The organism is Sulfurimonas sp., from assembly GCF_041563035.1.
In the GTDB taxonomy this organism is placed as follows: Bacteria; Campylobacterota; Campylobacteria; order Campylobacterales; family Sulfurimonadaceae; genus Sulfurimonas.
The window spans coordinates 70,817-91,803 of the sequence record NZ_JBFFNS010000009.1 but is presented as its reverse complement, the minus strand read 5'-3'; the positions used below and the strand labels follow the sequence as shown (position 1 = coordinate 91,803).

10 protein-coding genes are annotated in these 20,987 nt (G+C 35.0%); 5 read left to right on the top strand and 5 right to left on the bottom strand.

What is annotated here, in order from left to right; all coding sequences use genetic code 11:
• The 4 genes from ABZC13_RS07855 to ABZC13_RS07840 form a co-directional block, all read left to right on the top strand.
• On the top strand, positions 1-2,225 hold a 2,225-nt coding region (locus ABZC13_RS07855; RefSeq protein WP_373002076.1), incomplete at its 5' end, for a beta strand repeat-containing protein.
• A 247-nt stretch (positions 2,226-2,472) separates the two neighbouring features.
• Entirely contained in the window at positions 2,473-10,023 is a 7,551-nt protein-coding gene (locus ABZC13_RS07850) for a VCBS domain-containing protein (protein WP_373002074.1), read from the top strand.
• Positions 10,024-10,119: 96 nt separating this feature from the next.
• Positions 10,120-11,400, top strand: coding sequence for an SET domain-containing protein (locus ABZC13_RS07845; RefSeq protein ID WP_373002072.1), 1,281 nt, complete (start codon positions 10,120-10,122; stop codon positions 11,398-11,400).
• An 84-nt stretch (positions 11,401-11,484) separates the two neighbouring features.
• Positions 11,485-12,069: a hypothetical protein gene (locus ABZC13_RS07840; RefSeq protein ID WP_373002070.1), complete on the top strand. Its 585-nt coding sequence runs from the start codon at positions 11,485-11,487 to the stop codon at positions 12,067-12,069.
• Positions 12,070-12,077: 8 nt separating this feature from the next.
• Here the strand turns inward: ABZC13_RS07840 and ABZC13_RS07835 are convergent, their stop codons facing one another.
• From ABZC13_RS07835 to ABZC13_RS07815, 5 genes are all read right to left on the bottom strand, one after another.
• The gene (locus ABZC13_RS07835; protein WP_373002068.1) at positions 12,078-12,689 is read right to left on the bottom strand and encodes a response regulator transcription factor; all 612 of its coding nucleotides are present in this window, start codon (positions 12,687-12,689) and stop codon (positions 12,078-12,080) included.
• 1 nt (position 12,690) lies between these two features.
• Positions 12,691-14,073, bottom strand: a complete 1,383-nt coding sequence (locus tag ABZC13_RS07830; protein ID WP_373002066.1) for an HlyD family type I secretion periplasmic adaptor subunit — start codon at positions 14,071-14,073, stop codon at positions 12,691-12,693.
• Positions 14,070-16,247 carry a type I secretion system permease/ATPase gene (locus ABZC13_RS07825; RefSeq protein WP_373002064.1) on the bottom strand — a complete coding sequence of 726 codons (2,178 nt, stop codon included), beginning with the start codon at positions 16,245-16,247 and terminating at the stop codon, positions 14,070-14,072. Before ABZC13_RS07825 ends, ABZC13_RS07830 begins: the two co-directional genes overlap by 4 nt.
• Positions 16,231-17,538, bottom strand: a complete 1,308-nt coding sequence (locus ABZC13_RS07820) for a TolC family outer membrane protein (RefSeq protein ID WP_373002062.1) — start codon at positions 17,536-17,538, stop codon at positions 16,231-16,233. The genes ABZC13_RS07825 and ABZC13_RS07820 overlap by 17 nt, the downstream gene beginning before the upstream one ends.
• Positions 17,539-17,654: 116 nt before the next feature.
• Positions 17,655-19,550 (bottom strand): diguanylate cyclase, encoded by a 1,896-nt coding sequence (locus ABZC13_RS07815; protein ID WP_373002060.1) that lies wholly within the window; start codon positions 19,548-19,550, stop codon positions 17,655-17,657.
• 65 nt (positions 19,551-19,615) lie between these two features.
• On the opposite strand from ABZC13_RS07815, the gene mgtE reads away from it, so the two are divergent.
• Positions 19,616-20,983 carry a magnesium transporter gene (mgtE, locus tag ABZC13_RS07810; RefSeq protein ID WP_373002058.1) on the top strand — a complete coding sequence of 456 codons (1,368 nt, stop codon included), beginning with the start codon at positions 19,616-19,618 and terminating at the stop codon, positions 20,981-20,983.
• Positions 20,984-20,987: the final 4 nt, after the last annotated feature.

Here is a 20,987-nt window from a genome sequence, read left to right as displayed (position 1 = left end):
TTGCTAAAAATGCTTCAGCAATTGAAGCACTAGATGCAACTGAGACAGACAGCGATGTATTTACAATGACTGTAACAGATGGTGATGGTGCATTAGTCACCAAAACATATACAGTGAATGTAACAGGTGCAGATGACAGACCTGTTGCGGTAGATGATGTAGGTGAAGTAGATGATGATGCAACTCTAATAGTTACAAAAGCTAATGGTGTTATAGATAACAATGACTATGATGTAGACGGAGATACTTTAACAGTAACTGCAATAAGAACAGGTTCAGAAACCGGATCTGGAACGTCAGGTACAGTAGGTTTAGCACTTGTAGGAACATACGGTACTTTAACTTTAAATGCAGATGGTTCTTATACTTATGTAGCTGATCAGGCTGCTGCAGATGCATTAGCAGCAGGAGTTACCGGAGATGATATATTTACATATACTATTAGTGATGGTGACATACCTACTGACAGTGCTGAGATAGTTATTACTGTTACAGGTGGAAATGATGCTCCTTCGATTATTGATAATACTATATACACTACAGAAGATGTTTTATATGCATTAAGTATTAGTGACTTCCCAGGATTTAGTGATCCAGATAGTGATAGTATGGTAGATATAAGAATCGATTCACTACCTGCAAATGGTACACTTTATATAGATGGTGTAGCGTTGACATTAGCAGATATTGGAACTGCAACAGCGATTATCTCTGCGACAGATCTTGCAGGAGGTAGTTTGACTTTTGGCTACTTAAATGCAGATGGTGCAGCTGATGATACTTCATTTACATTTAGTGCAAGTGATGGTTCATTATGGAGTGCTACTCAAACCATGAGCATAGATATTACACCGGTAGCCGATCCTTTAGACGTTTCTCCTGGATTAGCTGAGATAGGTGACCCTTTATTTAACTTAGCAGAGTTTAGTTTAGGTGATGACCCAGGATTTATAAACGGAGTATCTACAACATATACTTCAAATGGACTTGTTGTAACAGGTACTTCTCCTCTTAACTTTAACCCTGGACATGGTTTAGGTGTTGATACGGATGATAATATAGATCACACTTCAAGTGAAGCTATCAACATAGATGGTAGATATGGAGAGTCACTAGACATTGAGCTTCCTGCATCTGTATTCTCATTATATATTGATGTAAAAGGTACAGATGGCGATCTAATCGAGATAAAACTATATGATGGAGCTACTGAAATTACATCAGGTTTTAGATTTGAAGACGGTAGCGGTAACGACCTTGTCCTAGTGGGTGGTTTTATAGATGGTGGTGACTTAAGTAACGGTGGTGACACTATTAGAATTATAAGTAATACAGCTTTTGATGGAATGTTCATATCAGATGCTGATGTGTCATCTAGCCAAGATGGCTTTACATTGGCAAATATATATGATCCATCTTCTATCTCAGGTTTTTACAATTATGCTTATAACATGAACTTAGTATTAGGTGATTTAGATGGTAGTGAAGAGATTAGCAGTGTTACACTAAGTGGTTTTGACCCTTCTATTACTACAAAGTTAGTATTTACTTATACTGACGGTATTACTCCAACAGAAGAGATTTCTTCGACATTAGGAGTTATACAAGTTATCGATACTGATCTATTAGCAGATGTAGTTGATGGTCTAGCAACTGTTACTTTGGCATCTGAGACTCAGATTGCTACAGATTTTCAACCTGCTTTTGACGCAGTTACTACTGAAATAGGTGCTGGAGTGTTTGACTCTCATACTATTCTAGGTGGAACAGCAGATGAAACCTTGACGGGTGGAGACGGTAATGACTACATAGACGGTCGTATTGGAATCGATACCGTTGATGGGGGTGCAGGAGATGACACTCTTATCTTTGATGCTGCAGATACATTAATAGACGGCGGTACAGGTAATGATATTCTTGTAGTTAGTAGTACTATTAACTTGTCAAATGTTGATAATATTGAGACAGTTCAGTTAAATGGAGGAGCAACTGTTATAGGCAGTGATCCATTGTTGGGAATTACAGCTGCAGATGTATTAGGTGCTGTAGAGTCTGATACCTTAATCATTCAATCTTCTGATGGAAATGCATATGATCAGGTAGATGTTCATAGTTCATTTGGAACTGCTTCAGCTGTAGTAATTGATGGACAAGATTATGCTCAATATGTTGATTCAGGAGCGACTTTACTAATTGCGATAGAAGATCCATCTGATATCGTATAAACTTTTTTAAAAAAGTCCCCACACATCCCTTGTGTGTGGACTTTTAAGGCACATTTCATTTACCTTTTTTACCTCACTTTATTTACAAATAGTAATAAATAATATTTAAAATCATAATAATTATACGATAACTAATACTAAAGTACTATGCACAAATAAAATTTATGTCAAGTCAATACTAAAGTACTATTTTAATCATAAAAAATGAATGTTACTATATAAATACACTAAATTATGGAGGTGTGAGATGGCTACTGGAAAAGTGATAGGGAGAGTTGAAGTCTCCGTTGGTAATGTTAGGTTTGTTGATACAGAGGGTAATCTTCGTGACTCGGGTTATGAAGGACTCATGTATGAGGGTGAACAGATATATAGCGATGATCCAGACGCGCTATTTCAGATTAAGTATGTAGAACTCCCGGAATCCACCGCATACGATGGCATATTTAGAGTTCTCGCTGATGGTTCAGTGATATCGGGACTTGATGGAAATGAAAACATGTTTGGTGATGACATCGACTTTATGGAAACAGCAGCAGGTGATGCAGGACCTGAAGGGAGTTCTGCTTTCTTAGAAGAAGTTGGAACGGATGAGTTTGACTTACTAGGATTTGGTAGAGGTGCAGATGAGGCCGGACTTCTTGGAGGTGCTACTGGCGCTGGTGAACAAAGTGATGCTGACCCATTTAACGACCAGCCTGATGTAGCTGATATAACTGTCGGTGATGGTGATGATGTTGTATATGAATCCATTGATGCCAATGGAGAAGATGGTACACAAGATGATGTAGAGACAACATTGACTGGTACTTTGAGTGCAATAGACGGTAATGTTGATGACACTCATGTGTTTGATACAAGTTCTTTAATCGTTACTTCGGATGATATAGACCCTGCTGCGATATCAATCACTAGTTTTGTTCTAACTAATAATGAACATGGTGATGATACTCCAAACTCAGCAGATTTTGAAATTGTAGGTAACTTTAATGCATTAGGAGCAGGAGAGACTGCTACTTTGACATTTACATATACTGCAACAGATGATAATCCACTTACTATTCAACCAAATGAATCAGATCCCGGAACTTATACTATAGTAGTTACTGGTACAAATGACCAGCCTGTTATTACAGATATAAATCATAACGGTGAAGCTGAAAACCCATCATGGTTAATTGGAGCTTCTAGCGAACCAAGTGGAGAAGACTCTGGAGGAAAAGATTCAGGAGAACCTGAACCAGGAGCAGACTATTCTGATATAGATGGTGCTTCAAAAGAAGATATCAATGCACTGTTTTATGTTGGTGAAGGTTCTGTAGAGGTTGATGATTTAGATCCTCCAAGTGGTGAAGACTATAATCCAACTGATGGTGCAGCTCTAAAAATTACAATGGATGTAGAAGCTGGTGAAACAGTAACCTTTAACTGGACCTTTAACGATGCAGAAGGCTATAATACAGATGAAGATAGCTCAGCCTTTGACCCAGCTACGAATAGCGGTTATAGAGATTTCTCATTTGTTGTTATAGATGGAGTAGTAATCAATCTTTTAGCAGACACTTTTGATGAGGGAGATACCAATAGCGGTGTCTTTACGTATACGTTTGCAGATGCCGGAGTTCATGAGATTACATTTGGCGTTATGAATGATGATGACGAAGTGGTTGATTCAAGTCTAGAAGTAACTTATGTATCTGGCGGTACTATAGTCAGTACTGAAAGTGTTGGTCATGTTGAAGCACTAAATGGGTCTGTTATAGAAGGACTTGATACCTTTGACATAACAGATAGTCTTTCTCCACCTTTAGGTGAAGACTATGAAGGTGCTACTGAATATGGTCAAGTATTTATTGCTGAACACGGTATACTAAATACGCTTGAGTTAGAAATATTTGCAGGTGAAGACGGACCTCCACCGCCACCTCCTCCTCCAGGTGAAGATGGACCAAGCAATATCCAACCACCTCCAGGTGAAGATGGAGATTCAGTTGTTATTGTTCATATTAGAGAGTTAGTAGCTCAAGATGGAAACGATATAACACTTGGAGAGACTATTTATAGCTCTGGTGAGATTACTTTGGATGAAATCGGCGGTGATATACTATCTATTACAAATATGGGGTTGGAACTTGAAGTAGGTCAAAAATATGTAATTATGATCGAGTCATTGGATGGTACATATCAATGGGAATATAACTTTAATAGTGATGCTCTAGATGGAGCAGGGATGATAGCTACTGGTACTAATGATAGTTCATCAGATGCTGCTCCTAGTCTAGCTGATGATATAGATCTAGATGATGCTTATGTATTCTCAGATGGTGATTTCTCAGTAAGACTTACATATGGAAATGGACAACAAGTTATCTATGAATCTCACGATTCTGAAGATATTCCAGGTGAGATTGATACGCAAGCTGATGAGACTATGGTTTTTACAGGTGTAATAGATACAGTAACAGATGATGATGTTAACGATACACATGCATATGAACTAGTTGATGGAACTGTGAGAATTAACGGTGAACTTGTAGACCAATCAATGGTTACGGTCTCTTTCAATGAAGAGAGCGGAAACTGGGAATACAGAATTGAAGGCGATTTTAACTTTATAGATAAAGGCGAAACTGCAACAATCACATTTGATTATGTCGCTATTGATGACAGTGATGACAATATTGCCGGAGATAGAGAAGATCTTGATATCCCTCATGAGTCAGACACATCAGAAGCAGCAACGGTTACATTGACACTTACTGGTACAAACGATCAGCCTATAGTTACTGATGAGACAAATATAGTATCTGAAGAGTCATTACTTGAAGTAGTGATTGGAAAAGATGAGGGTGGAAAAGAGTCTAAAGATGGTCCTTCACTAGAAGGTAAAGAGCTTGAAGACGCTAGATATGTTGGTAGCGTAGCTGATAATGTAAGTGATGATGATAATAATGACGGTGGAGAGAATACTCATACCTTCGCTATAGATGAAGGAACATTGACACTATCTCTTACAACAGCAAATCAAGCTTTCTTGTCTCTATTTGATGTCAACAATTTAGAGTCGTTTGAACAGTTTGTAGAAGGGTTTACTCAAGGTAACCTTGATATGAGTATCTTAAATATTGACGCAGATGCAGATGTGGCAGACTCTGTTACCCTAGCAACTACAGTTGATATTCCTCAACATTTTATTGAAGTGCTGCAAGAATATGGCATACTAAATATAGCTATGGCTGAAGATGGTACTTACAGTATTCAAAGTCCACTATTTAACTTACTTGGTGCAAGTGACAGTTTAACTATAGGATTTGACTATAGAGCAACTGATAATGCTGGAGTGGGTGAAGACAATGGACTTGATGAGTTATCTGAGAGTGAAGCAGCAACTGTTACTTTAACTATCTTAGGTACAAACGATCAACCTGTAGCTTACGAAGCTGACTATAGTGCGTTAGAATCAGAGTTGACAGATACAGCTGTTGGCGGAATCAATGCAACATTCACAGCTAGCTTGCCTGGTGCGGATAGTGGAAGTGTATTACATGACATTTTATCAAGAAGCGGACTTATCGGTGAAGATATGGACGAAGATCTGCTTGATGCAGCTACTCTTACTTTCCATCTTGCAGATGTAGATGTAACTACAGATGTAGAGGAAAGAGAACCTGGTGATGGTATAGATGTAGTAGATGCAACGCAAACTGTAGTAGTGGTAAATGAAGATGGTACTTTTAGCGTAACAAACCCAACTTTTGACAATCTTGCTACTGGAGAGACAGCTACTATAACTTTTCAATACTATATAGATGATGAGAGTGGTGCTGTCGCAACTACTGATAATGCTCATGAAAGTACACAGAGTGATCCGGTTGAAGTAACCGTTACTATCACAGGTACAAATGACCAACCAGTCATCCAAAATGTTGGCTTTACTGCCAATGAGTCTCATGATGACACATTCTATCAAAATGGAGAAGATGATACTCAAGGTGACAGTCCTGTTTTATTATCTAGATTAGATGGAATACTCAGTGCAGCTGATGATGATGTTAATAATACACATGTATTTGGTGTCAAAGATTACACAGCTAGTCAATACTATGGACATGGAAATGGTGGTCCTGGACAAAATGGAGATGAAGGTGATATCAGATTTGATATGGTTGACTTCTACAAAAAAGGTTCTGGCGGCGGTAGTCAAGATGACTCTGGTCCAATGCCTAGTCCTGGTGAAGACAGTGGTGGGAATGAACCTGTAGGTGTTAAAATGATGATCGCATCAGAAGATGTAGACGTTCATAACCTAGATGTAACTAAACTTACATTCTTTAACAATAACGGTGCAGATAGTCAGATTAACTTCGAGCTAGAAGGTGACTTCAACGCATTAGGTGTTGGCGAAACAGCTACAATCACGTTTAAATATTTTGCTAATGACAAAGAAGGTTTCGGAGGTCATGGCGGTGGCGGTAGCGGTAGTGACGGCAGTGGAAGCGGCAGTGGCGGTGGAGAAGACATTGCTCCTTTAGATTCTCCTGATGGAGGTCGTGACGAAGGCCCGATGACTGATGAAAATTCCCACTCTGAACCAAAACTTGTAACTATCACTATTATGGGTACAAATGATCAGCCTATAATTGAGAATATTGAGACAAGAAATGCCCTTGAAACTGATTTAACAGCGGTAACTTATGGTGCAGATGTTGATGTATTATTGACAGATATAGCTTCAGATACAGCAGAAGGTTCAGCACTTAAAGTTGTTCTTGATACAGCTGCTGGTGAAACGGTATCGTTTGATTGGACATTTGACTTAAGAGACTGGGACTATATGCAAGATGCAGCATTTGTTGTTGTAGATGGTGTGGTTACTACTCTAGCTGATGGCAGTATAGATGCGAATGGTACATTCAGTTATGAATTTGCTACTGCTGGTGAACATACAATAGTAGTAGGTGTTCTTAATAATCATGACAACCAAGGCTATGGGGGTAGTTCACTCTTAGCTATATCTAATACTAATGGCGGAGAATTGATTTCTGAGGAAACATTTGGTGCAGTGATTAGTAATCCTGATGGTAGTTACGGTATGTCTGCAAACTCAGATCTTCCTGTAGAAGATTTAGAAGCATTTATCGATACACAAGCTGTTACTTACGAAAATGCAGTTCTAACTGGAAATATTGATGATATGGTTGATGTAACTGATGACGATGATAATGATGGTTATAACTATATAGCATTCGATGATTTACTTGTAGATGGAATGAATATTTCAGAGTCTCATGATGATCATTCAGATATTGACCTTATTACAACTCCGGTTAGAGTTAGTCTTGATGCAAATGGTAACTACACTCTAGTTAGTTCAAGCTTTGACAAACTTGGTGAAGGCGACAGTGTAGAAGTGACTTTCATTGTTCAAGTTCAAGACGATAGTGGTGTGGGAACTGGTACTGATAATGATGAAAGTTCATTCTCTGAAATCAAAACTGTAACTATTGTGATTAACGGAACAAATGATAGTCCTGTACTTAACTCTATAACTACAGATACTAATATTATGGAAACTGATTTAACTGGTTCACCATGGGGCAATACTGATAAACCAGAAAACTCTTTCCTTACAGGTACTTTGGTAGCTGATATTAGTGATGAAGATGTTAATGATTCACATGAATTTGTAGCATTTGGACCAATGAATGCACTAGTTGTTGATAATAATGGTGTAATTACCGGCAATACAAAAGTTGCTTTAGATTCTGATGGTAACTATTCAGTATTTAATCCATCATTTAATAAACTAGCTGATGGTGAAGAGGTTACAGTCAGCTTTAATGTACAAGTTACAGATGGAACTACGGGTGCAGACAGTGGTGAGAGTGCAATCTCAAATATGCAAACTGTAACACTTACAATAACTGGTACAAATGATCAACCTCATGTTAAAAATGTATGGATGAGAGTAAGTGAAGAATCACTAGATCCTGATATTGGCTCTAATGAAAATGCAGTCTTTGAAGGAACTCTAACTTCAACTGATGAAGACACTAACAATACAAATCCACATTATAAAATTGTTGGAGATGTTGAAGTTTCACAAAATGCGGTTGGCATTACAGCAGCAGATATAAGTGTTGCTTTAGCAAATGCTGGCAACAATGGTTGGAACACAAGCGGAGACTACACAATCTCTAGTGATAAATTTAACAGTTTAAGAGAGGGTGAAGTTTTAACAGTCTCTTTTGATTACAAAGCATCTGACTGGGAAGGTTTTGGAACGACAGGAGATGGAGATAATGAAGCATCTCACAGTAATGTTAAAACAGTAACTCTTACAATTATAGGAACTAATGATGTTGCAATAATTAGTCCTATTATTGCTACTGGAAATGTAGTTGAAGATTTACCTTTTACTGCACAAGGTTTTTTAGCTATAACTGATGAGGATTATGGACAGGCAGCATTTGATACAGAATATGTAGCAAATAGCTCAACTGCTTATGGTACATTTACTATGTTTGAAACTGGACATTGGACTTATGTTCTAGACCCGGTTGCATCTCAAGCAGTTGGAGCAGGAGGGGCGGTTGAAACATTTACTGTTTCTTCAGTAGATGGAAGTGCATCTCAACTTATTACTATCAATATTTATGGTAATAATGATGCTCCGGTAGCAATTGGTGAGACTATTACAGTTCTTTCAGATTCTTATAGTGCAGCTATTGCTCCTAATGGTGTTTATGACGGTATGGGTCCTAATTATCATGTTGTACAAGATTCTAATGGAGACTATGGTATCAATCAAAATGGTCTAGATTGGTTAGTTGTACCTATTGATAGTAGTAGTGAAATTGACAGCTTAGGTCAAAATGAACAAATAATATTTACTTTTGCTCATGATGTTACTTCTGCTAGAATCTCATATACTAACTTTGATTCAGATGATAATGCGTCATATAGATTATACTTAGATGGACAACCAGTTAGTGGAAAAATCTACAATCAACCTAATGGTACTATATTAATCAATCATGGAATCGTGTTTGATGCAATATTTATATATGCAGAGCAGGCAGATGGAGACAACGCTTTCCATTGGACAGATTTCCAAGTATCTAATGTAGTTGGATATTATGGATATGAAACAGTTACTCCATTTGTTATAGAAGAAGAGACACTATTAGCAAACGATACAGATGTTGAAGGTGATACTCTAGAGCTTGGTCTTGTAGATGGTAACTTATACTCTGCAGAGAATGGAAGTGTTGTTGGTAGCGTAACAATTGATGGAAATGGGGATGTATATGTTAATCCAGATTCAGGAGCAGAGTTTGGTAATTCTGTAAATGAGTTTGCCACATTTGATTACACTGTTGATGATGGTAACGGTGGAACTGCAACTGCAACAGCAACAGTAAATGTAAGAATAGGTACTTTAGCAGAAGGTGTTGCATATGAAAATGTTGACAATGCTCTAATTGTTGATAATTATGATACTTTAGATTTATCTAATGTTTCAAATATCAGTGTTATTCAATTAGGTGAAGATTCAACTGTTGTAGGTGAGGATTCTATAAATATTACAGCAGCTGATGTCTTAGACGCTTCTGATGATGGTATGTTAGTAATCAACTCATTAGACGGTGACGCTTCTGATCAAGTTAATGTAGATAGCTCATTAACTCAGGTAGATAATCATGTAGGTGCAGATGGAACTCTATATGCTCAATACACTGGTGAAGGTGCTACGTTATTAATTGAGATTGAAGATACAATCACAACTGATATCTAGTTATATCGTTTTATTCCCACGCTTTACTTGCGTGGGAATCTATCTTAAGTCTTATTCAATGATTGAAAATGTACTATTTATAGATTGGAGATTTTTATGGATAATGATTTGACTAAATGGATAGAGGATAATCGTGGTTTTATTCACCCTGATATATACATAGCTACTAAAAATATTGACGGTGTAAATTATCGCTCCGTATATTGTAAAAACAGTATAGAAATTCCAAAAGACACAAGACTAACCAAGATACCCTATAAGTTAATAATCTCAGATAAATTATTTGATAATATTCCAAATATAGACAAATGCTCAGACTATATAAAAGATGAAAATTCTAACTTTAAACTAATCATGGTCTTGTTGTATGAGACTATTAAAGGTGAAGATAGTTTTTATTATCCATATATTAAGACACTGCCAAAATATAACACATTTAAAAATCATCCTGTATGTATTCATTATAAAGATAGTGAAGCTTTTAAATCATTGGAGCTGCTCTCAGTAAAGTTTACAGAGCTTGTTGAGTCTAAATCTAAAGAGCTAAAAAGGTTTATAGATTTGATTTTATTGTGTCAGAAGAAGCATAAGATATTCTCTAAAAATATCTCTGTGGAAGATTTAAAAAAGATGATAACATGGAGCTACTTAATCAAAATAACCAGAACCTGGGGAAATAAACTTATACCTTTTAACGATTCCTTTAATCATAACAATAATTCAAATATATTTTTAAAAACTATAGAAGATGATGAGAAATATTATGGATTTAAATCTGATAGACAATTTTTAAAAAAGCATGAGTATGAGTATGAGATATTTGTTAACTATGGACATTTTGATATGATGACTACACAGGCAGAGTATGACTTTATAGCGCCAAGTAAAGTAAACTATCTTCGTGTACCTTTGACATTTGCTTCAAAAGATAGTTTTGAGAAGTTAAAAATAGAAGAAATTAATAAATGTGACTTTAACCCAAGAAGAATATTACTCTCAAATGCAGGACCTTCAAAAAATCTCTCGGCTATCATGAGAATCTTATCACTAGAAAAAGAGGAGTATGAAGAAGTCATTAAAAAAGACGATGAAAACAAATATCAAGCTGTTATAAATAATAACAATGAATTGAGAAGTACAACAATGTTGTTAAAAGTAATTTTGGCGTTGAAAAAAAATATGTATACTCTTGATATTATGAATAGATCATATATGCTTTTAAATACTTTCGAAGCTAAAAAATCATTATCTCCATCTGATATTATTATTAAAAATATTTGCCTTGTTAAAGCAAGAGAATACAAACTAGTAGATGATAGTCTAAACTGGCTAAGTAATAGATTATCTAAGCTTATAAAGGAACAGAAGCTGCTTTAATAATATTAATTATCAGTAATACTAAAGTACTATATACAATGGTAGTAACTTTGGCTAATATACGCGAAAATAAGAAGGTGTCAGATGCAGAATGAAGAAGCCATAGGCAGAGTTCAAGTTATGTTGGGTACAACTAGGATAATTGATATAAATGGTAATTCTCGTGAAGTTAGCGATGCTGATTCTATATATCACGGTGAACAACTTTGTAGTGAAGATGAAGATGCTCTACTGCAGATTAAATACGAAGCACTTTCTGACACTACTACATATAATGGTGTTTTTAATATACTTGTTGACGATTCTGTTATCTTAGATCTTAATGGTCATGAAAATATTTTTAGAGCAGATTTTGATCTTACAACTCTTAGCTTTAATGAAGAAGATATTCTATCTTCTAGTACTACATTAGATCTATCAAATGTAGCAGAGATTAGTAGTATGGAAGTTGAAGAAACTTTAGAAGCTATTAACGGGTCAAACCTCCTAAGCAATTCAGAGGAGCTTCAAATAGTATATGAAGGTGATCACAGTGATATTAGTGGTATATATACTTCTGTAGAACAGATTACTCATGTTGAAACTACTACTGATATACAAGTTAGTATTGATTCAACACTACTAGTTGACATACCAACTATTATAGATGATATTATAAGTGAGTCTTGATAATTTTACTATCTAAATTGTAGAGCAAGAGAGATTCTATCTGACACACCGGCTTTTTCAAATATATGGCGTATATGCCCTTTAACAGTTGATAGAGCGATCTTTTGCTTTTTGGCTATCTCTTTGTTAGAGTAACCATCTGCGATCATAAGAGCTATGTCTTTTTCTTTTTGAGTAAGTAGATGCAAAAACTCTGGTTCTCTCTTATCAATGGTCTGAACATACTTATTGATTACAAAGTTAGTTAAGTCCGTAAATAGCCAACGATACCCATTTTCTATACCTTTTAGCATAGTAAGTAGATTCTCTTTTGCTATATAAGAATTTTCGTAACCTTTTATACCTTGTTTTAAAAGTTGAGCAGCATGGTGAACTTCAGGTAGAGAATGAAATATTAAAATGGTAGCGTTATGGTAAGGTTCTAGTTTTAAGAGTGAATCATCAATATCTGATACACTTAATTCATCAAGCATAATGATGATATCTTCCTCTGTAGCTTTTAGATAGTTGGTAAGTGCGTCAAAACTATCTATAGAAACGGTAAGATACTTGCCAAATAAGGCATTTTGCCAATGTTTTTTTATAGAGGTCATGTTAGTAAATAAAATAATTTTCTTCATCTTATCTCTCGCTTAATACATTTTCTCTAGCACGTAGGATAGGTTTTAAGATATAGTCAAGTACTGTTTTTTTACCAGTAATAATATCTACATCTGCAGTCATCCCAACGATAACATGTAACTTCTTTTCCTCACTTCCTAAATAATTTTTGTCTGTTTTTATTCGAACCAGATAGTAACTTTGCTTGTCAATCTCATCGATAATTGTTCCGGCACTAATATGTGTCAAAGTTCCTTGAAGCGAACCATAAATGGCAAAATCATAAGCTGAAAACTTTACAATAGCCCGCTGTCCAGGATATAAAAACGCAATATCTGCAGGTCTGATTTTAGCTTCAACCAACAAGTTGTCTTGAGTTGGTACTATTTCTATTATATCCATCCCAGGCTTAACAACACCACCAACAGTATTTACCAAGAGCTGCTTAATAGTTCCAGTTACTGGGGATCTAACAAAAGTTCTTTGTACTTTATCTTCTCTGGCAATATTTGTTCTTTTTATTCTTGTCATCTCTGCTTTTGCTTCATTATATGCTTCTTTTGCAGCATTATGAAACTCAAGCTCTACTTCTCTAATATTATCTTTTTGCTCTTCAAGAATAGAAATAAGACGAGGAATAGAAAGCTCAATAGCACCCATCTCTCCTTGAATTGTACTTTGCTGTCTTTGAAGTTGTAAATATTCAACTTCTGATACAATTCCTTTTTTAACAAGAGGCTTATTTAATGCAACTTCTCTTGAAATTAGTTCATAATTTTTTGTCAATTGAATCAGTTTTGCCTGAGCTTCTTTTAGCTCATTTCTTTTTTGATTTAAACGACGTTTATAAATCATAATATTGTTGTTTAACTGCTCTTTATTTGTTTTGTACAGAGAAAATTCATGTTTAATAAGTTCTGGAGAGGTTTCTCTGATTTCTTTTGTTGCTGAAAATGCATTGCCTGTTGATTCAGCTAAGAGACGAATAGTTTTTGCCTGAAGTTCATTGTATCTAAGTTGAGATTCTATAAACATACTGGCAAAATTTGTATCATCTATCTTTACAAGAATATCTCCTTTTTTTACCTGATCACCTTCTTTTATGAGAATTTCGCTGACAATACCACCTTCAAGGTTTTGAATGACTTGTATTTTGTTAGATGGAATTATTTTTCCTTGGCCACGTGTAAGGGCATCTATCTTTGCATTATAAGCCCAAGCTATAAGCCAGATGATTACAAACATACCTATCCAAAGCAGAAGCTTTGTTTTTAGGTTGTTTTGCATAAGCATCGCAGAACTTACTGAGCTCATATATTCTAAATCATCTTCATCTTTCACTTTAAATTTTTTGATGTCACTTCTATCGTAGGAATAATCTACAAATTTATCTTTGAGGCTCATGATACAGCCTTTTTAGGTTTGCTTAGTTGATCTATAACATTGGCTCTTGTATCATCTAAAATAACTTTTCCCTGAGCCAATAGTATTAGTCTATCAGTAAGCGGAAGCAGATTATTTTTATGAGATATAAGTATCATTGTTTTATTAAGCTTGTAATGCTTCATAGCTCTTATAAAGTGACCTTCATGTGTGCTGTCCATAGAGTTTGTCGGCTCATCAAGTAAGATAATAGGAGAAGGATGTATAAAAGCTCTAGCTATAGATATAGACTGTTTTTGACCACCAGAGAGACCATCTCCTCTCTCTCCAACAGGCATGTCAAATCCCATAGGGTGTATATTTACAAAGTGATCAAGTCCACTTAGTTTTGCCACACGTAGTATCTCTTGATCGTTAGCATCTGGAGCACGCAGGATAATATTGTCTTTTAGTGTTCCTCTAAATAGAACTACATCTTGTGGAACATAGGATATGTTTTCTCTTAAATCTGCAGGGTCAATCTGCATAATATCTATTCCATCAATTAAAATAGAACCTTCTGTTGGTTCATATAATCCAAGGATGAGTTTTTCAATGCTAGTCTTTCCTGAACCGTTTGTACCAATAATACCGACAGATTCACCAGGATTTATAGTAAAGCTGACATCATCTAATACTTTTTTATCTGTATTTGGATAAATTAAACTTACATGTTGAAACTCAATTTTACCTTTAAAAGATGGACGTTGAACAAACTTTTTAGCATCTTCGCGTTCAACATCAAGATTCATAATTCCATCAATTGCATCATAGGCAGTTTTAGTCTGTTGTAGATTTGCTATTAGTGAAGCTACTTGACCTAAAGGTGCCAGCATTCTAGAAGAGAGCATTACAACAGCAATCAAACCACCCATACTTAGTGATTTATCACCGATTGCATATACCCCGCCTATAATGATTGATACTGTATTCATCTGGACTATAAAGTTTACAAATGTAGAGATAGAGTTAGATAAGATTTTAGATTTTAATCCTTTTTGAGCAACTCCACCTGCAGCTTCTTCCCATTTCCATTGAGATTGTCCACTGATTCCCAATGCCTTAATGGTCTCTAATGCTGATAATGATTCAATAAGAACAGCATTTTTAAGTGCAGAAGCTTCATAAGTACTCTCAACTGAGCGTCTCATAGGTCTTTCGACAATTAGACTATATATAACAATTATAAGTCCACTAACCATAGGGATTACTACAAGCCAACCACCAATAACATAGACTATAAATAAAAATATAATACTAAATGGCAAGTCAATAAGAGCTGCGATAGAAGAGGCTGTAAAAAAACCGCGTATAGAGTCAAAGTCTTTTAGGTTGCTGGCAAATGAACCTACAGAAGCTGGTTTAGAAGCAATTTTAAGATTTAAAACTCTTTCAAATATAATAGATGACATAATAATATCACTCTTTTTAGCGGCATTTTCAAGAAAATAAGAGCGTAAAAATTTAAGAATCATATCAAAAATATAGATTACTATAATCCCTGTGGCAAATACCCACATAGTATCAAGAGCATTATTAGGTACAACTCTGTCGTATATGTTAAGGGTAAATATTGGGCTAGCCATTACAAATATATTAATTAAAAATGATGCGATTATTACATCTGAATAAACGCCTTTAGAATAACCAAGTGTTCCCCAAAACCAATGATGTTTTTCATGTTTTAGTATGCGTTTATGTGCATCTTTATAGCTATGATCTGGTTTAATTAAAAAAGCAAAGTTTATATATTCTTCTTCTAATGCCTCTACTTCAACCCAATTTTCGCCTTCATCAAGCTCAGGAAGTATGATTTTAGCATGTTTTCTATCTGGGCTTATTTCTGTGAGTATACAAGCATTTTCACCTTGTTTATCACCTTTTAAAATTAATATTACGGGAAGAAGAAGTGGGGATATATCTTTAAATGAGTAGTTTACTAACTTAGAGCTAAATCCGGCACGTTTAGCTGCTCGAAAAAAAGCAGATTTGGCCTCTCTTGAATCTAGTGAAAAGAGCTTTGGTATAGACCTCCCTGGTTCAACAGGGAGGTCTGCTACCAAAGCTTCAGCACTAAAAGGCCTATTGTAGAGTTTGGTGAAAATCACCAAACACTCTAGTATAGGATCTTTAAAATCTCTATTTAATGACGACATTCATCTCTTCTAACATTTTACCAGTGTGTGATAAAATCTCATAGTAGGCACTCAAATTGTCATACACTGCATTAACTTTACGGTTTTTTGCATTGTTGTATTCTAACTCGATGTTTAGAAGATCAATGATACTTCTTCTGCCTAATTCATTTTCTTGTTGATAGTCAGAAACTGTTTGAGCACTCGCTTTGATGTTTTTATCAATATAAACTAACTGTTTTTTAGTCATTTCATATGTTACCCAAGCAATTTTTGTGTTTGCTTTGATATAAAGTTTTGCATCTGCAAGTGTAGAATTTTGTTGAAGTAGAATGTGTTGATTCGCTTGTTTGTTCGCTGAATCTGATAGACCGTTGAAGATGTTATAGTTAAGAACTATCATTCCGCTATAACCAGAATCTTCACTTTCTAAATCATTTTCATTTGTAACAGTATTATAACCAACGCCATGTACACTGTCATTCCAATAGCCTCTAATTACAACATCCGCCGATGGATAGTATGGTGCATTTGCACGACTAACCGCAGACTTCGCTGCCTCAATGTCATTTTTTGAAACAGTAATAGTAGGGTTTTCCTTCATCGCAATGTCAACAAGTCCTTCTACTGTATCAGCTGGGATAGCACCAGGAACAGGTTTTTCTAAATCTGCCGGAGCAATACCAGGTAAAATACGCTCAAAGCTGTAAGCAGCAATAAAGTGATTCTGTTCTGCTAAGTACTCAGCAGTTTTTGCATTTTCGTAACGAGATAGTGTTTGCTCATAGTCAGAGCTTCTAGCTATTCCGGCATCCACTTTCTCTTTTATCTGTTTAAGATACTTATCATGTACCTTTACATTTTCTTTAGCTATGTTGTAAAGTTCAAGAGTTTTTAATACATCTAGATAGGCAGTAGTTGCTTCAAGTGCTAAAGAGTTTGCACTTTCAACTACAGTAGAGCTAGCAGATAGTATTAATGACTCTTGTTCTTTCATACCATACATAGTGTTTAGACCGGCAAATACATTTTGTGTTAATGTAGCAGATGCTTCTTGTCTAGTCATCTTAGCTTCTTCTCTTAGGTTCGCTGGTGTTTTAGTTCTCTCAGGACCAACTGAATAAGAAAGATCGACAGATGGCATGTAACCAGCTCTGACTTGTGTCAATCTTTGCTTGTTAACATTAACCGACTCTTTTTTTACCTGAATTTGTGGATGCGTTTGGATCGTATTCTGCACAACTTCAGTGATGGATATTGCACTTAAAAGTGCTGGCAATAGGCTTAGTGTAAGTAATGGAAAGCGTTTCATCTTGTATCCTTTCAGTGTATATACTACAAGTATACTAAGATATTTATATTAGTTTTCTTAAACCAAACAAAAACATAGTTTTTTTGTGTTATGTTTGTTTATGTTATGGACTTTAATTATTGTTGTGATAACTTTTGAATAGTAGTTACGCAGTTTCTACCATTTTCTTTTGAAATATAAAGTGCCTTGTCTGCGCTATCGATAAGTGTTTCAACACTCATTCCTCTCTCAAATGTAGAAACGCCAAAACTTGCTGTTTTGTGTTTTACTGTTGAGAAATTATATTCAAAAATAATTTTTTGTAATTTATTAGAAAGCTGCATCGCTTGATTTAAATTTGTATGAGGTAGAATTATTAAGAATTCTTCACCTCCCCATCTACCAAGAATATCACCTTCTCTAATTGATGATTGAAGAAGCTTAGCAAATTCTATAAGGACACTGTCTCCTACTAAGTGGCCATAATTATCATTTACATTCTTAAAGAAGTCAATGTCAAGTAGAATAATACTGGTAATCTCATTATCTCTATAGAAACGATAGTATTGATTTTGTAGGACATCATCTACATGCATTCTGTTGCACGCTTTAGTCAGTTGATCTGTTCTAGAGAGTTTTTGCAGTTTTAGTTCACTGTTTTTCAGTGCTGATATATCTGTTAGATAACCAACAAAGTTTATAATCTTGGCATCTTCATCTCTAACAATTACTGTAGAATCTAAAATCCACTTTATATCACCACTTTTTGTCACTACGCGATATGGTTTGTGTTTGAAGAAATAAACCTTATCTTGTATGGCTTCTGCTACTTCTTGAATCACCTGCTTTTTATCATCATGGTGTATACAGCTGATATATGTAATCGCACCGGTTAGAAAATCATCTTGAGTATGTCCAAGAAGTTTATTAACACTTAGTGATACAGAATTTACATTCCAATACTCATCATTATTCCACTTAAATAAAACAGCATCACTCAAATCAAAGAGTGATAGAAGAATGTCTTGATCCTTTTTTTGTTCATCGGACTGTTCTTTAAGTCTGGCTGGTGTTATTGAGAAAAAATATGAAAAAGGAACAGAGATTAAAATTATACCAAGCATAATCCAAATTAGTTGATTTAGATTTTTGCTAAGCTCTCTTTGAATATAGTTAGTCTTTGGTTTGATGACCATGTGAAGGTTTTCACTATTATTGAGTGATATTTTATTTGAGTAGAAGTTTTCTCCAAAATACTCTTTATTATATTGAATATGTTTTGCTTCTTTGCCAAAGTAAGAAAATATTGTTTTATCTTTTTCTATATATTTATTCCAACAGTGAGAATGAATAGAATCAACAAGTATATCTCCATCGTTATCAAATAGGAAGATATCATATAAAGGAGTATTTACAAGCTCATACAAAAAGTTCTTCATAAATATATTTATTATTAAAACACCGGCTTGTTTTCCATCTCGATAAACTGGTGTTCCAACACGTAAAACAGGTTTTATAGGAATCTCTATCTTCCCATGTTCCATATTTAAATCAAGTTTAGAATACCAAAAAACATTTTGAGCAGTTTTTAATATATCTTTAAAGTAGTATCTATCGCTTTTATCTTGAAGTTTATCTTGTTCAATAAGATATGTTGGAGAAGCGAAATCATCTCTATCAACACGGATTAACTCCATACCAGTTTTGTCTATATACCTTAGTTGCATTATATTATCTGAAGTACTTGCTATATCTACAAATAGTGAGTTTACAAGCTCTATGCTTTTTGGATTTTTTAAATATTTGTCAAATATGTCTGATGTTATTATTGATGATAGTTTGAGGTTTGTATCTTTTATATATGATTTAAATACTTCATTTCTATCTTGAAATGTTTCAGATGCTTTTTTTATACTTGCAGATTTAAGACTTATTTCTTCAATTTTAAAAACTGCTAGTTGAGTTAGGAGGACTAAAGTTAATCCATAACCTATAAAAGCAAAAAATAATTTCAATTTAAATGAAAATCTCATTTATTAAACCTTCTTAAACACATACATATTGTATTATAACACAGTGAAATTAAAAGGAGTGACATTTGGAAATAAACCAAGAAGAACTAATATATATACTCAATATCTTAGATGCTGAAATAAATCAGTACAAAGAGAGTGACACAAGTGTACACCCTTACGATATCGCAGAACAACTACTTAAACTTAGAGAGTTAAGCAGTGAAGAGTATGAAAAAATCATCAAAAAGATGTCTCATGAACTCTTTGCAGAGGTTTTATCTGAACTACCAGACTATGTTCAAGAAGAGACAGCTGACATCTTCAGTGTTAAGAAACTTGCTAACATCGCTTCTCTTATGGATACAGATGACGCGGCTACGCTTATTCAAAATATTAGTGAAGAGCATGAGGAAATTTCTCAAAACATCTTAGGGCACTTTGATGATGAAGATAAAGAGCTAATGGAACAACTTATCTCTTATGAATGGGATGAAGCTGGTTCTTATATGCAAACTGAACTTTTTAGTGCAAAAATAGATGAAAATATTGGTGTAGCATTAGAGAGACTTAAAGCATTAAAAATAAGTGGTGAAGTTGATAATATCTGGCATGTTCATCTTGTCAACGAAAGAGATAAATATTTAGGTTCAGTAGGGCTTGAAGATTTAATTATCTTTGATCATTCTCTAAACTTTGAAGATATTCCATATGATAAACATAAAAACTACTCTGTAAATCATAAAGAGAATATTAAAGATGTTGTAGAAAAAGTAACTAACTACAACCTGAACGCTATCGCTGTTGTAGATAATAAAAACAGACTTATCGGTAGAATCACGTCTGATGATATTTACGATATCATTGAAGAAACCGCTACGGAGCAAATCTTTAACCTAGCAGGTGTTAATGACGAAGCTGAGCAAGATGAAGATATGTTTCAAATTGGTAAAACTCGGGCTATATGGCTTGGGCTTAATCTTTTAACGGCTATTGCTGCATCTTTGGTAATAGGTATATTTGACGCAACAATTCAATCTTTAGTTGCATTAGCTATTTTAATGCCAATAGTAGCTTCTATGGGTGGAAATGCAGGGACACAAACACTTACGGTAACTGTACGTCAAATGGCACTTGGTGATATTGAGGGCGAAGATGCAAAAAAAACAATTTATAAAGAAGTTGTAATCTCTCTAGTCAATGGAACTATTTTTGCCATTGTCATTGGTATTATCGCTTACTTTTGGTTTAACATGCCGATGCTAGGTGTCGTTATAGGTTTATCAATGATCATCAACCTCCTTGGAGCTGGTTTTTTTGGAAGTGTTATACCATTGGTTCTTCAAAGAGCTGGAGTTGATCCGGCTATAGGAAGTACAGTTTTGCTTACTACAGTAACAGATATAGTAGGTTTTTTTAGCTTTCTAGGCTTAGCCAGTATTATACTTTTATAAGGAG

Excerpts from the sequence above, each read along its gene's own strand:
- ABZC13_RS07850 (WP_373002074.1), top strand. The coding sequence starts at position 2,473 with ATGGCTACTGGAAAAGTGATAGGGAGAGTTGAAGTCTCCGTTGGTAAT.
- ABZC13_RS07845 (WP_373002072.1), top strand. The coding sequence starts at position 10,120 with ATGGATAATGATTTGACTAAATGGATAGAGGATAATCGTGGTTTTATT.
- ABZC13_RS07840 (WP_373002070.1), top strand. The coding sequence starts at position 11,485 with ATGCAGAATGAAGAAGCCATAGGCAGAGTTCAAGTTATGTTGGGTACA.
- ABZC13_RS07835 (WP_373002068.1), bottom strand. The coding sequence starts at position 12,689 with ATGAAGAAAATTATTTTATTTACTAACATGACCTCTATAAAAAAACAT.
- ABZC13_RS07830 (WP_373002066.1), bottom strand. The coding sequence starts at position 14,073 with ATGAGCCTCAAAGATAAATTTGTAGATTATTCCTACGATAGAAGTGAC.
- ABZC13_RS07825 (WP_373002064.1), bottom strand. The coding sequence starts at position 16,247 with ATGTCGTCATTAAATAGAGATTTTAAAGATCCTATACTAGAGTGTTTG.
- ABZC13_RS07820 (WP_373002062.1), bottom strand. The coding sequence starts at position 17,538 with ATGAAACGCTTTCCATTACTTACACTAAGCCTATTGCCAGCACTTTTA.
- ABZC13_RS07815 (WP_373002060.1), bottom strand. The coding sequence starts at position 19,550 with ATGAGATTTTCATTTAAATTGAAATTATTTTTTGCTTTTATAGGTTAT.